The organism is Autumnicola edwardsiae (assembly GCF_031846505.1).
In the GTDB taxonomy this organism is placed as follows: Bacteria; Bacteroidota; Bacteroidia; order Flavobacteriales; family Flavobacteriaceae; genus Autumnicola; species Autumnicola edwardsiae.
In genome coordinates, this window is the sequence record NZ_JAVRHP010000018.1 from 1 (window position 1) to 13924 (window position 13924).

12 protein-coding genes are annotated in these 13924 nt (G+C 39.4%); 8 read left to right on the forward strand and 4 right to left on the reverse strand.

Annotated features, from left to right (window positions below; all coding sequences use genetic code 11):
* The 7 genes from argC to argH form a co-directional block, all read left to right on the forward strand.
* A partial coding sequence (argC, locus tag RM529_RS05275) for an N-acetyl-gamma-glutamyl-phosphate reductase (protein ID WP_311483705.1) occupies positions 1–884 on the forward strand: 884 nt, incomplete at its 5' end.
* A 218-nt stretch (positions 885–1102) separates the two neighbouring features.
* Entirely contained in the window at positions 1103–1897 is a 795-nt protein-coding gene (gene proC / locus RM529_RS05280; RefSeq protein WP_311483706.1) for a pyrroline-5-carboxylate reductase, read from the forward strand.
* 2 nt (positions 1898–1899) lie between these two features.
* Positions 1900–3027 (forward strand): aspartate aminotransferase family protein, encoded by a 1128-nt coding sequence (locus RM529_RS05285; RefSeq protein WP_311483707.1) that lies wholly within the window; start codon positions 1900–1902, stop codon positions 3025–3027.
* Between the two features lie 260 nt (positions 3028–3287).
* Positions 3288–4232, forward strand: coding sequence for an N-acetylornithine carbamoyltransferase (locus tag RM529_RS05290; RefSeq protein ID WP_311483708.1), 945 nt, complete (start codon positions 3288–3290; stop codon positions 4230–4232).
* Between the two features lie 69 nt (positions 4233–4301).
* Positions 4302–5081, forward strand: coding sequence for an acetylglutamate kinase (gene argB, locus RM529_RS05295; RefSeq protein ID WP_311483709.1), 780 nt, complete (start codon positions 4302–4304; stop codon positions 5079–5081).
* Positions 5081–6148 carry a M20 family metallo-hydrolase gene (locus RM529_RS05300; protein ID WP_311483710.1) on the forward strand — a complete coding sequence of 356 codons (1068 nt, stop codon included), beginning with the start codon at positions 5081–5083 and terminating at the stop codon, positions 6146–6148. The genes argB and RM529_RS05300 overlap by 1 nt, the downstream gene beginning before the upstream one ends.
* A 191-nt stretch (positions 6149–6339) precedes the next feature.
* Positions 6340–7623, forward strand: a complete 1284-nt coding sequence (gene argH, locus RM529_RS05305; protein WP_311483711.1) for an argininosuccinate lyase — start codon at positions 6340–6342, stop codon at positions 7621–7623.
* A gap of 210 nt (positions 7624–7833) precedes the next feature.
* On the opposite strand, the gene leuB is transcribed toward argH, so the two are convergent.
* From leuB to RM529_RS05325, 4 genes are all read right to left on the reverse strand, one after another.
* Positions 7834–8949, reverse strand: coding sequence for a 3-isopropylmalate dehydrogenase (leuB, locus tag RM529_RS05310; protein ID WP_311483712.1), 1116 nt, complete (start codon positions 8947–8949; stop codon positions 7834–7836).
* Between the two features lie 114 nt (positions 8950–9063).
* Complete coding sequence (leuD, locus tag RM529_RS05315; protein WP_311483713.1) at positions 9064–9675, reverse strand: 3-isopropylmalate dehydratase small subunit; 612 nt, start codon at positions 9673–9675, stop codon at positions 9064–9066.
* Positions 9675–11057: a 3-isopropylmalate dehydratase large subunit gene (gene leuC, locus RM529_RS05320; protein ID WP_311483714.1), complete on the reverse strand. Its 1383-nt coding sequence runs from the start codon at positions 11055–11057 to the stop codon at positions 9675–9677. The genes leuD and leuC overlap by 1 nt, the downstream gene beginning before the upstream one ends.
* Positions 11057–12226 carry a 2-isopropylmalate synthase gene (locus RM529_RS05325; protein WP_311483715.1) on the reverse strand — a complete coding sequence of 390 codons (1170 nt, stop codon included), beginning with the start codon at positions 12224–12226 and terminating at the stop codon, positions 11057–11059. Before RM529_RS05325 ends, leuC begins: the two co-directional genes overlap by 1 nt.
* Positions 12227–12373: 147 nt before the next feature.
* On the opposite strand from RM529_RS05325, the gene RM529_RS05330 reads away from it, so the two are divergent.
* Entirely contained in the window at positions 12374–13918 is a 1545-nt protein-coding gene (locus tag RM529_RS05330) for a hypothetical protein (protein ID WP_311483716.1), read from the forward strand.
* Positions 13919–13924: the final 6 nt, after the last annotated feature.

Here is a 13924-nt window from a genome sequence, read left to right on the forward strand (position 1 = left end):
ACATAAATTTTGTCTACAGTACATCACAACCGGGAAAACCCGTTGCAAACGTGCATCAGGATTTATTAGGAGAAACAGACTTGCAGTTTAGCGGAGAGATTAATAAAGATGTTGACGTAGTTTTCCTTTGTCTGGGACATGGGAATTCAGTGAAATTCCTTTCTGAAAACCATTTTTCAGAAGAGACTAAAATTGTAGATTTAAGTACCGATTACCGGATGTCAAGGGACGATCATTCCTTTGTTTATGGTTTACCTGAATTTAACAGAGAGGCGATTAAAATGGCAAATTTCGTCGCAAATCCAGGATGTTTTGCCACAGCAATAAGTATTGCAATTCTGCCTCTGGCTAAGGAAAATTTGTTAAAGGAAGACATACATATAAATGCTGTTACCGGAGCGACGGGTGCGGGCACTTCTTTATCTGAAACCACGCACTTTACCTGGCGGGACAATAACTTTTCTGCTTATAAATCTTTTGAACATCAGCATTTGAATGAGCTTACGCAGAGTGTAAAGAATTTTCAGCCGAAGCACGATGCTGAAATTAATTTTATTCCGAATAGAGGAAATTTTTCCCGCGGAATCCATTCTACTGCCTACACAAAATTCTCCGGAAGTATTGAGGAGGCAAAAAACATTTTTCAGAAGGCATATAAAGATGCAGCTTTCACTTTTGTGGTAGACGAGCCGCTTCATTTAAAGCAGGTGGTAAATACGAACAAAGGATTAGTGAGATTGCAGAAATTTGATGATAAACTTTTAATCACAAGCATGATCGATAATTTGCTGAAAGGGGCTTCAGGACAGGCGGTACAGAATATGAATCTGATGTTTGGATTGGAAGAGACTGCAGGATTGCATTTAAAAGCGACTTATTTTTAATACAAAAAGGGTAAGAAGGAAAAGAGTTAAGGAGAGAAGGAGGAAAAATATTTAAAAGAAGACAGTCGTATATATAAGATAGTTTCGCTCCGCTGACACTTCACTCGCAATAACAGGAAAAAGGTAAAGAGATAAAGGAAAAGACCATGACATTAATGTTTCCAGGGCTTTACTAATTAAATTCAACATTCAGTATTTAAAATCTAAAATAACCAAGGATGAAAATTGCCATTTTAGGAGCCGGGAACCTCGGACTTTCAATTGCTAAAGGCCTTATTGTAAATAATGCTTTTACCACGCTTTATCTGAGTAAAAGGAAAGTGGATGATATTAAAGATTATGAGGAATATTCTAAAGTAAGTGTTACTTCAGATAACCTGGAGGCGGTAAAAAATTCCGATATCCTGATTTTTGCAGTTCAGCCCACTCAGCTGGAAGGTATCCTGGAAGAAATTAAAGATGTACTTACAGATAAGCACGTTCTTATTTCTACAGTTACCGGATTCAAAATTCCGCGAATAGAGGCCATTGTTGGAGAAGATCAATTCATAATTCGTTCCATGCCAAATACGGCAATTGCGGTTGGAAAATCCATGACCTGTCTTTGCAGTAACAAAAAAGGGGAAAAGCGCATTGCTATTGCTGAAGCTATTTTTAACCGACTTGGCAGCAGTATTATTATTCCTGAAAATAAAATGCAGGCCGCAACAGTAATTTGCGCCAGTGGAGTAGCCTTCTGGATGCGCTTAATCCGCGCAACCACACAGGGAGCGGTACAGTTAGGTTTTGATGCAAAAGAAGCTCAGGAGCTGTCTATGCAAACCTGCCTGGGAGCTGCCAGTTTGTTAATAGAATCGGGTAAGCATCCCGAAGAGGAAATAGATAAGGTTACAACACCCAGAGGTTGTACTATTGAAGGTCTTAACGAAATGGAACATAATGGGCTCAGTTCTTCACTTATACAAGGTATCCAGGCATCTTTTAGAAAAATTAATTCAATTTCAGAACAGTAATTATGGAATTATTCGATGTATATCCGCTTTACGATATTACTCCTGTAAAAGGCGAAGGCGCTTATGTTTTTGATGAAAATAATATAGAATACCTGGATTTGTATGGCGGTCACGCCGTGATTTCTGTAGGTCATTCCCATCCGTTGTACGTTAAGGCCATTACAGATCAGGTTAATAAGCTGGGGTTTTATTCCAATTCCATTAAAAATCCGCTACAAAAGGAGCTTGCGGAAAAGCTGGAAACGGTTTCCGGAGTTAAAGATTACAGCTTGTTTTTGTGTAATTCTGGAGCTGAAGCCAATGAAAATGCACTAAAACTCGCTTCTTTCCAGACAGGAAAGGATAAGGTAATCTATTTTGAAAAAGCTTTCCACGGAAGAACTTCCGGGGTGGTGGCAGTTACAGATAATGAAGGTATTAAAGCACCTTTTAACAAAGGACATCATGCTGTAAAGTTAGCTTTTGATGATACTGAAGCACTGGAAAATGAACTGAAAAAAGGAGATGTTGCCGCCGTAATTTTTGAAGTTATCCAGGGAGTTGGCGGGCTGGATGAAGCCAGTACCGAATTTTATAAAAAGGCTTCTGAACTTTGTGAAAAACATGGAGCAATTTTAATTGCAGATGAGGTCCAGGCGGGTTATGGCAGGACGGGAGATTTTTTTGCTTTTCAAAAGCACGGAATAAGACCCGATATTATTTCTATGGCCAAAGGAATGGGGAATGGTTTTCCAATCGGCGGTATTCTAATTGACAGTAAGATTCAGGCGAAACCGGGAATGCTGGGAACTACCTTTGGAGGGAATCACCTTGCCTGTGCTGCAGGAATAGCTGTCCTGGAAATTATTGAAAAAGAAGAACTCATCGGAAATGCCAAAGCTCTTTTTGATTATGTAAAAGAACATGCGGCTCAAATTCCGCAGATCAAAAAAGTTAAAGGAAGAGGATTAATGATAGGGCTGGAATTCGATTTTGAAATCGCTTCCCTCAGGAAAAAGCTGTTATTTGAACATCATGTTTTTACAGGCGCGGCTTCAAATAAAAAGCTACTCAGGATTCTGCCTCCGCTAAATATTAAACAGGAACAGTTTGACGTCTTCTTTGAAGCCTTAAATATGGCGTTAAGCTGAACCTGCAAGGTTTTTAAAACCTTGTAGGTTTAATAAAAGAGTTTCAACAGCTCATTATTAGACCTCACAGATACTGTTATTAACTAACTTCCTGCAAGGTTTTCAAAACCTTGTAGGTCTGGCTGTAGAGTAACAATGTTTAGAAAAGTATTGAGAATAACGGGTTTCAAAACCCATGAGGTCTTGTAAAAAATAGAGTAAAAAGAAACCTACAAGGTCTGCAAGACCTTGCAGGAGAGATTAAAAGTAAATTCAACTAAATGAACAATTACATTACATTATCAGACATAGAAGATTTGCAGGAACTAATTAGAGAGGCGCTTCAGTTAAAAAAGAAGAACACGTCAGCAGAGGCCGGAAAAGGAAAAACTTTGGGAATGCTGTTTTTCAATCCAAGTCTGCGTACGCGTTTAAGCACTGAAAAGGCGGCAAAATTACTGGGGATGGAAGTGATGGTAATGAATGCCGATAAGGATGGTTGGGCATTGGAATTTGAAGATGGAGCGGTAATGGATTCCAATAAAGCAGAACATATTAAAGAAGCTGCCGCAGTGCTGTCACAATATTGTGACATTATTGCCGTGCGGGCTTTTCCCGATTTAAAAGATAAAGAAAAAGACGAAGCAGAAGTGGTGCTGAAGAGTTTTCAGAAATATGCTTCTGTTCCTGTAATTAACCTTGAAAGTGCAACGGGACATCCATTACAGGCACTTACAGATGCAATTACGATTTCAGAATTAAAATCTGATAAGAAGCCAAAAGTGGTGCTTACGTGGGCGCCGCACCCAAAAGCGCTGCCGCAATCTGTACCTAATTCTTTTGCTGAAGTGATGCAGAAATTAGATGTGGATTTTGTGATCACCAATCCGGAAGGTTACGATTTAAATCCGGAAATCACCAAAAACGTTGAAGTTATTCACAATCAGGAAGAAGCTTTAAAAGACGCTGATTTTGTATATGTGAAAAACTGGAGTAGTTATGAGCAATATGGGAAAGTGTTAAAAACGGATACTTCCTGGACGTTAACAGGCGATAAACTCAAAAATACCAGCAATGCAAAAGTGATGCATTGCCTTCCGGTAAGGAGAAATATGGTTATTGCAGATGAGGTTTTGGATAGTGAAAATTCAGTAGTAATTCATCAGGCAGGTAACAGGACGTTTGCGGCACAGGCCGTATTACGAAGATTATTGGATAAGAAATAAAATTTCTATTCAGAAGAATTTATAGAACATCTGAATCAGTTAATAAAGGATTAGGTCCAAAATTATAATATGGGAAAGCAGGTACTAAAGGTTGTAAAAATAGGAGGGAAGTTAATTGAAGATGAGAATAAGCTCAGGGAATTCCTCAAAGATTTCTCTGCTTTGGAAACTCCCAAAATTCTTATACATGGCGGCGGAAGTATGGCCACCAAAACAGCTGAAAAGCTTGGATACGAAACTAAAATGGTAGATGGCAGAAGGATCACGGATGCTAACTCCATTAAAGTGATTACCATGGTTTACGGCGGACTCATAAACAAAAATATTGTAGCTAAACTCCAGGCGCGTGGTACAAACGCTATTGGCCTATGTGGTGCAGATGGCGCAAGTATAATTTCAAAGAAGCGGGAAGTTAAGGAAGTGGATTTCGGTTTTGTGGGTGATATTGTTGAAGTTAACAGCTCCTTTATTTCTTCACTTCTGGAACAAAATATCATTCCGGTTTTCTCCGCGATTTCGTACAGTGGGGACGGGCAACTTTATAACACCAATGGAGATTCTGTAGCTGCAGAAGTGGCCAAGGCTATGTCTGCCATTTATGATACAGAACTTGATTTTTGCTTTGAAAAAAAAGGAGTGCTTACCGATGTTGAAAATGACGAGTCCATAATAGAGGAAATTGATGAGCAGCTTTATAAGCAATTGATGAACAGGGGGATTATTAGTGAAGGAATGCTGCCAAAACTTCATAATTGCTTTCAGGCGCTGCAACACGGCGTCACCAAAATAAGATTAGGCGATTCCAACCTCTTAAAAAAGAATTTAATACATACAAAAATAGTAAAATAATGAGTTTACCAGAACTTCAGAGTCAGGCGCTTGATTTGCTGAAAAATCTAATTGAAACCCAATCTTTTTCAGAAGAGGAAGATGGTACGGCCAAACTATTGGAAGACTGGTGCACAAGTCATAATATTACTTTTAAGAAACATCTGAACAATGTTTGGGCGGTTAATAAAAATTTTGATGAGTCGAAGCCTACTTTACTGCTCAATTCTCATCACGATACTGTTAAACCCAATTCTGGCTACACCAGGGATCCTTTTAAAGCTGAAATTGAAGGCGGAAAATTGTTCGGACTGGGGAGTAACGATGCGGGAGGCTGCCTTGTTTCGCTTTTGGCGACCTTTACATGGTTTTATGAAGCTGAAGATTTAGAGTATAACATTGTGTTTGCAGGCTCTGCGGAAGAAGAAACGAATGGTAAAAATGGAATTTCAAGCCTGCTGCCTAAAATGCCAAATATCGATGTTGCTATTGTGGGAGAGCCTACTTTAATGCAACTGGCGATAGCAGAAAAAGGTCTGGTGGTTTTTGATGCTGTTGTAAAAGGAACACCTTCTCATGCCGCGCACCCCAACGACAATAATGCGATTTATAAAATGGCAAAGGTTCTACAGTGGTTTGAAAACTTCAGGTTTAAGGAAGTTTCTGAAGCCCTGGGCGAAGTTAAATTAACGGTGACCCAGATCAAGGCCGGAAGTCAGCACAACGTGGTACCTGGAAAGGTAGATTTGGTTATAGATGTACGTGTTAACGATTGCTACAGCAATGCTGAAGTTGCCGAGATTTTGAAAAAAGAAGCCCCGGTAGACGAAATTATACCTCGTTCGCTTCGGTTAAATTCATCCTCTATTCCGCAGGAACATGATTTGGTGAAAGCTGGTGTGAGTTTAGGAATGGAAACCTACGGTTCTCCCACACTTTCAGATCAGGCGATGCTGAAATGCCCTTCATTAAAATTAGGTCCCGGAGATTCCACAAGATCACATTCCGCAGATGAGTTTATTTACGTAAAAGAAGTGGAAGAAGGAATTGAAAAGTATATAAAGCTCCTGGACAAGGCGCTAAAGTAGTATTAAATCTGGGCCCGAACAGGAGAAATAACCACTAATACACGAATAATTAATTGTAAATATTGACGACTCCTGAATATTTAAACAAATAAGTTTTGAAAATATTCGTGCATTTGTGGTAAAAAAGAATAAATGCAGACCTCACAGGTCTTCAAGACCTTTGAGGTCTCAGATAAACCAAAACATCATATATGAAACTCTGGGACAAAGGAATATCGATAGATAAAAAAATAGAAAAATTCACCGTGGGAAACGATCGGGAACTGGATATGTTCCTTGCCGAATATGATATTAAAGCTTCAAAAGCGCATGCCAAAATGCTTGGGAAAGTGGGGATTTTAGATGATGAAGAAGTTACGGCTATTGAGAAGGAACTGGAGAAATTACAGCGACAGCTTAAAAATGGCAATTTTCATATAGCAGAAGAATTTGAAGATGTTCATTCTAAAATAGAATTTGATCTTACAGAAGTTCTTGGCGACACCGGAAAAAAAATTCATACGGCACGTTCCAGGAACGACCAGGTTTTGGTGGCTATGCAGCTCTATTTTAAAGAAAACCTTCAGCAGATTTCAGGAAAAACCGGGGAGTTAATCGATGTTTTGCTGGATTTGGCTAAGAAGCACGAGGAAAAACTACTTCCGGGCTACACACACCTTCAGGTGGCGATGCCGTCTTCCTTCGGATTGTGGTTTTCGGCTTATGCGGAATTATTGATTGACGACCTTTACTTACTGGAAGCCGGTTTAAAAATTGTGGATCAGAATCCGTTGGGATCTGCAGCAGGGTATGGTTCTTCATTTCCTATAGACAGAGAATTTACCACGAAGGAGTTAGGATTTTCAACATTAAAATACAACGTTGTTGCCGCACAAATGAGCAGGGGAAAATGTGAACGTACGGTAACTTCAAATATCGCTTCTGTAGCAAATACTTTGTCCCGGTTTGCAATGGATATTTGCCTTTATATGAGTCAGAACTTTTATTTTATTACCTTTCCCGACGAGCTTACCACGGGTTCCAGCATTATGCCTCATAAAAAGAACCCGGACGTATTTGAATTAATCAGGGGCAAGTGCAACAAGCTTCAGAGTATTGCCAATGAGATGATTTTAATTACAAATAACCTTCCCAGCGGTTATCACAGGGATTTTCAGCTTATAAAAGAGAACAGTATTTACGCTGTGGAGAACATTAAGGAAATTCTGGATGTTTTTATTCATTCTATAGCATTAATTAAGGTAAAAGATGTGGATTTAAATGATGAAAAATACAAATACCTCTTTACGGTAGACAGTATAAACGACCTGGTGATGCAGGGGCAGTCTTTTAGAGAAGCTTATAAGGAAATTGGGGGACAGGTCCAAAATGGCAATTATCGGCCTGCAGCCGGAAAGAAACATTCCCATTTAGGAAGTAAAGACAATCTGGCTCTTGATGAAATTGCGAAAAAGAAGAGGGATGTAAAGTTGTAGACCGAAGATCACTTCTGTTAACTCCAACAGAAAGACCCGTCAGGTTTTTAAAACCTGACGGGTCTCAGCTAATTTTTTGTGATTAGTGACTGTAGCTTTCAGGAATTTCAAATACCCATAATCTTTTAAAAAACTTAAAGTGATATAAAAAACAAGGCCTCCCGCTAAAACCACACAAAGCGAGAGGCCAAAAATATACTTAATTTTTCTTTAGATAATAGTCATTTGTCCCAGGTTCATATTTTCGTCATTGATGTTGATATTATCGATTTCAGCAATAAGACCTTCAAGGAAATCTCCTACTTTCTCTGTAGTATAGTGGTTATCCTTGTTGATATCCTGTGTACATACGTTTAGCTGAATACTTACTTCCACAGCTTTTCGCACTGCATTGGCTTCTTCAGTTAAATCAAAGTGATCCAGCAGCATTGCAGCAGAAAGTATCGAGGCTACAGGATTGGCAATTCCTTTGCCGGTAGCCTGCGGATAAGAACCGTGAATAGGTTCAAACATTGCATTTTTATTACCTACCGAGGCCGAAGCTAAAAGTCCTATACTTCCTCCAATTACACTGGCTTCATCAGATAAAATATCACCAAACATATTTTCTGTAAGAATTACATCAAATTGAGTAGGATTAAGGATCATTTGCATGGCTGCATTATCTACAAACAGGAAATCCAGTTCCACATCGGGATATTCTTTGGCAATGGTTTTAACCGTTTTGCGCCACAATCTTGAGGTTTCCAGAACATTGGCTTTGTCCACCAAAGTCAGTTTGTTGCGCCTTTGCTGCGCAGCTTTAAAGGCAAGATGAGCTATACGGTCTATTTCTTCTTCAGAATAGAAGCAAAGATCCTGTGCACTTTTTCCGTCTTGGGCCGTACTTTTTTCGCCAAAATAAATTCCGCCGGTCAATTCGCGATAAATAACCATGTCGGCTCCTGCAATGCGTTCCCGTTTTAGCGGAGATTGATCCAGAAGTTTTTCATATGTTCTTACAGGTCTGATATTTGCAAAAAGGCCGAGTTCTTTTCTAAGTTTAAGTAGTCCCTGCTCCGGGCGTACCTTTGCATCGGGGTTATTGTCGTATTTGGGGTGACCAATGGCCCCGAATAACACAGCATCAGATTTATGGCATAAATCCAGGGTAGCTTCAGGTAATGGATTTTCCAGCAAATCTATTGCTGCTGCTCCTACCAAGGCGTCATCAAATTGAAATTCGTGATCAAATCGATCTGCTACCGCTTTTAACACTTTTACTGATTGCTGTGTAATTTCAGGTCCTATTCCGTCTCCGGGTAATACTGCTATATTTAATTTCATTCTGACTTTTTTAAAAAGAAATTTCTCGGCTTCCACCATTCCAAACTTTTCCAACGTTACATAAACTGAACCTGAAACAAGTCCAGGTTGATGTAAGCCATGCTTTCTTCTTTATTAAACGCCTACCGGGGTAGGGGTGGTTTTATTATTTTCTTCGTATTTCTTTATTGCTTCCCATTTACTTACTAAAAAATCTATATCGTCAAAACCATTGATCATACAGGTCTTCTTATAAGGATCGATATCGAAATGCTGAGATGCTCCAGTGCTTTCTATACTTATTTCCTGGTTTTCCAGATCTACCGTGATCTTTTCTTCGGAATTCTTCTGGAGAGCCAGAAAAATTTCATCAAGAAACTCCTGGTTTACCTGCACCGGCAATAATCCGTTATTCAAGGAATTCCCCTTAAAAATATCTGCGAAATAGCTGGAAACAACTACTTTAAAACCATAGGCTTTAATTGCCCAGGCGGCATGTTCCCGGCTGGATCCACATCCAAAATTATTCCCGGCAACCAGAATTGAGCCTGAAAAATTTGGATTGTTTAAAGGAAAATCGGGATTAGGTTCATCATTCTTGTCAAATCTCCAGTCCCGGAAGAGGTTTTCTCCAAAACCTGCCTTATCGGTAGCTTTTAGGAACCTGGCAGGAATAATCTGATCTGTATCCACATTTTCTATATCTAATGGAACAGCGGTATCTGTAAGTGTGGTAAATTTTTCCATTAGTTAAGCATTTTTGTATAGTCTGTTAATTTTCCTGCAATTGCGGTTGCAGCGGCGGTTAACGGGCTGGCAAGAATTGTTCTTGAACCCTGGCCCTGTCGTCCTTCAAAGTTCCGGTTACTTGTGGAAACACAATATTCCCCGGCCGGTATTTTATCGTCGTTCATGGCGAGACAAGCAGAACATCCGGGCTGTCTTAGTGTAAATCCGGCTTCTTCAAAAATGGTGTGAAGGCCTTCTTCCTGAATTTGAGCGGCAACTTGTCTTGATCCTGGAACAATCAGCGCATTTACATTATCAGCTTTCTTTTTGCCTTTAATATAAGCTGCTGCGGTTCTGAAATCTTCAATCCTGGAATTAGTACAACTTCCAATAAAAATATAATTGATTGGTTTTTCCAAAAGGGATTCTCCTGGCTGAAAGCCCATATAAGATAATGCTTTGGCATCACTTTTTGTACCTTCTACGGGAATAGCCTCATTAAGCTTTATACCCATTCCGGGATTGGTGCCATAAGTGATCATAGGTTCGATATCTTCAGCATCAAAAGAATATTCCTGGTCAAATTCAGCTCCTTCGTCTGTTTTTAAGGTTTTCCAGTAAGCCTTCAGGTTTTCGAATTCTTCTCCTTTTGGAGCAAATTCTTTTCCTTCAACATAATCGAAAGTAGTTTGATCGGGAGCAATTAATCCGCCACGCGCCCCCATTTCGATACTCATATTACAAACCGTCATGCGGCCTTCCATAGACATGCTCTCAAACACATCTCCTGCATACTCGCAGAAATATCCGGTACCGGAATTTGTTCCGAGTTTACTGATGATATATAAAATAACGTCCTTTGGAAGAACTCCTTTTTTCAGTTTGCCATTTACGTTAACCCTTAGCTTTTTTGGTTTTTCTACCAAAAGGCACTGGCTCGCAAAAACCTGTGCCACCTGGCTGGTCCCGATGCCAAAAGCAATAGTTCCAAAAGCACCGTGGGTGGAGGTGTGGCTGTCTCCGCATACAATTGTCATTCCCGGTTGGGTAATCCCAAGTTCGGGAGCCATCACGTGTACAATCCCGTTATAAGGATGACCTAAGCCATAAAGGGTAATATTATTTTCCTCACAGTTCTGTGTCAATTCCTTCAGTTGTTTTCTGGACAAAAGGTCCTTAACAGGAAGGTGTTGATTTTCTGTAGGCGTATTATGATCTGCCGTGGCAACTGTTTGTTCGGGACGAAAAAGTGGAACGTCCCTTTCCTTTAATTCATTAAAAGCCTGCGGACTTGTTACCTCGTGAATAAGGTGTTTATCGATATATAAAATATCCGGTCCGTTAGGGATGGATTCTACAATATGAGAATCCCAGATTTTATCAAAAAGTGTTTTCTTCATTATGCAATAGCCATGTGTTTTCTAGACATCGCCACGATTTCGTGGATGTCGGTATCGACGACTTCTTTTCTACAATCGGCGTAGTTTAAAAATTCATTATAAACGCAATCTAACTGAAGTTTGGTTAATTCGTAGCCCATTTTCTTGGCGCGGTAGGCCAAAGCTGCTCTTCCGCTTCTTGCAGTTAGTACAATTGCAGATTCGGTTACACCAACATCTGCCGGATCCATAATTTCATAGGTTTCCCTGTTCTTTATAACTCCGTCCTGGTGAATTCCTGAGCTGTGAGCAAAGGCATTAGCACCAACAATTGCTTTATTTGGCTGTACAAACATTCCCATTTCCCTGGATACCATTACGCTGGTGTCAAAAAGGAATTTAGGATTAATATTGGTGTGGAAATTCAGCGTAGGATGCTGCCTTAAAATCATAACAATTTCTTCTAAAGCAGTGTTTCCTGCACGTTCGCCAATCCCATTAATAGTACATTCTATTTGTCTCGCTCCATTGGTAATACCTGCAAGGGCATTAGCAGTTGAAAGGCCAAGATCATTATGGCAATGACAGGAAATACGAACATTCTCTATTCCTTTCACATTTTCCTTTAAATATTTGATCTTTTTGCCATATTCTTCAGGAAGACAATAGCCTGTAGTATCGGGGATATTTAAAACCGTAGCACCGGCTTTCACTGCTGCTGTGCATACTTTTGCCAGGAATTCATTATTTGTACGGCCTGCATCTTCAGCATAAAATTCTACATCTTCCACAAAAGTTTTAGCGTAGGCCACAGCGTCTTTGGCCCTTTCGATAATTTTCTCTGGCGTGGAATTGAATTTGTATTTGATATGGGAATCGGAAGTTCCTATTCCGGTGTGTATCCTTGGCTTCTTTGCATACTTGAGCGCTTCTGCAGCAACTTCAATATCTTTTCTCACTGCACGTGTTAAACCGCATACCGCAGCATTTTTAACCAGCTTCGATATTTCAGAAACCGATTGGAAATCACCGGGGCTGGATACAGGAAAACCTGCTTCAATCACATCTACTCCCAGATCATCGAGTCGTGCAGCAATTTTTAATTTCTGGACTGTGTTTAATTTGCAGCCTGGTACTTGTTCTCCATCCCGTAACGTTGTGTCAAAAATTTCTACCTTTTCAGTACTCATAAGAGATATTTTTTGCTTTATCTTTAACTAAAGTATTATATACATCTGCCCTTTAAGGCCTTCAATAAGTGCCCGTTACGATAATGAAATGATGTATTAACTTGTAATCATACTGATAACCAGTTAGTTAAAAAGCTTTTTGTTACAATGACCAACGATTTATCTGATAATCTTTTTTCTCTTATTAAATCTTTATCCCCATCAGAAAAACGGCAATTTTCGCTCTATGTTGGTAGGATTGGGGTAAATACAGACAGTAAATTTCTGAATTTATTTAAGGTAATGGCAAAGCTGAAAAAGTATGATGAAGATGTTATTCTGAAAAATACGAAGATCAGTAAACGGCAATTATCGAACGTAAAAGCACATTTGTACCGGCAGATACTTATTAGTTTAAGACTGAATCCATCTCACCAAAGTATGCCGGTTCAAATAAGGGAACAGCTGGATTTTGCAATTATTCTTTACAGAAAAGGTCTCTATAAACAAAGTCTGAAGCTTTTGGATAAAGTAAAATCTTCGGCTTTGTATTATGAGGAGAAAAATATCGCGTATGAAATTCTGGACTGGGAGAAAATTATCGAATCGCAATATATTACCAGGAGTATCCATAACCGTGCAGAAACGCTTATCAACCAAACCGAGGAACTTACCAACCTGAGTATTGTGGCGAGCAAACTTTCCAATTTGTCGTTACATCTTTATGCGATATTCTTAAAGATGGGATATGCCCGTACCGAGGCAGAGGCCATCCAGGTAAGAGAAGATTTTCAGCGGGGACTTCCGGAATATAGGTTCAGTGATTTGGGATTCAGGGAAAAGTTGTGGCTTTACAAAGCTTATCTATGGTATAGTTTTATAACACAGGATTTTTTGGGGTGCTTTAGGTACGCTTCAAAATGGATAGAACTTTTTAATGATAATAAACATTTAATAGCCGTTCATCCTGTTTCTTATTTAAAAGGAAACCATTATTTACTGGAAGCGCTTTTTTACCTTAATCATGCGACATTATTTGAAAAGGTCCTGAAGGACTTGCAAACCAGTCTTAAAGATCCAAGAGTACCCGATGATGATAACATTGCTGCACTTTCCTTTCTTTATCTTTATTCGAATAAGCTAAATCTTCGGTTTATGAAAGGCGAATTTGCAAATGGCGATGGGCTGGTAGAAAAAATTCAGAAGAAAATTAAAAAATACCGAAGCAGGATAGACGAGCATCATATTATGGTATTTTACTATAAGATTGCGTGTCTCTACTTTGGGAACGGGGAAAATAAAAAGTCTATAGAATATCTCAAGAAGATCATTAATAACAAAGACCTGGAAATGCGGGAAGACCTTATGTGTTTTGCACGTATTCTCAACCTTGTTGCACATTATGAAGCCGGCCTGGATTATCACCTGGAAAGGCTCATTAAATCTACCTACAAATTCCTTATAAGGATGAACGATTTGCACGAAGTGCAGTTGGAAATGATTAAATTTTTGAGACATTTGCCAGACGTTTCACCCCTGGAAATTAAAAATGAATTCCGGAAGCTACATGCAATTTTAAAGAAATATGAAGACCATCCTTATGAGCGCAGGGCATTTTTGTACCTGGATATAATTTCGTGGCTGGAGAGTAAGATCGAGAATAAACCGGTGGGGGAGATAATTAATGAAAAAGCGCAGCAAGTAATAAGGTAATCTGAT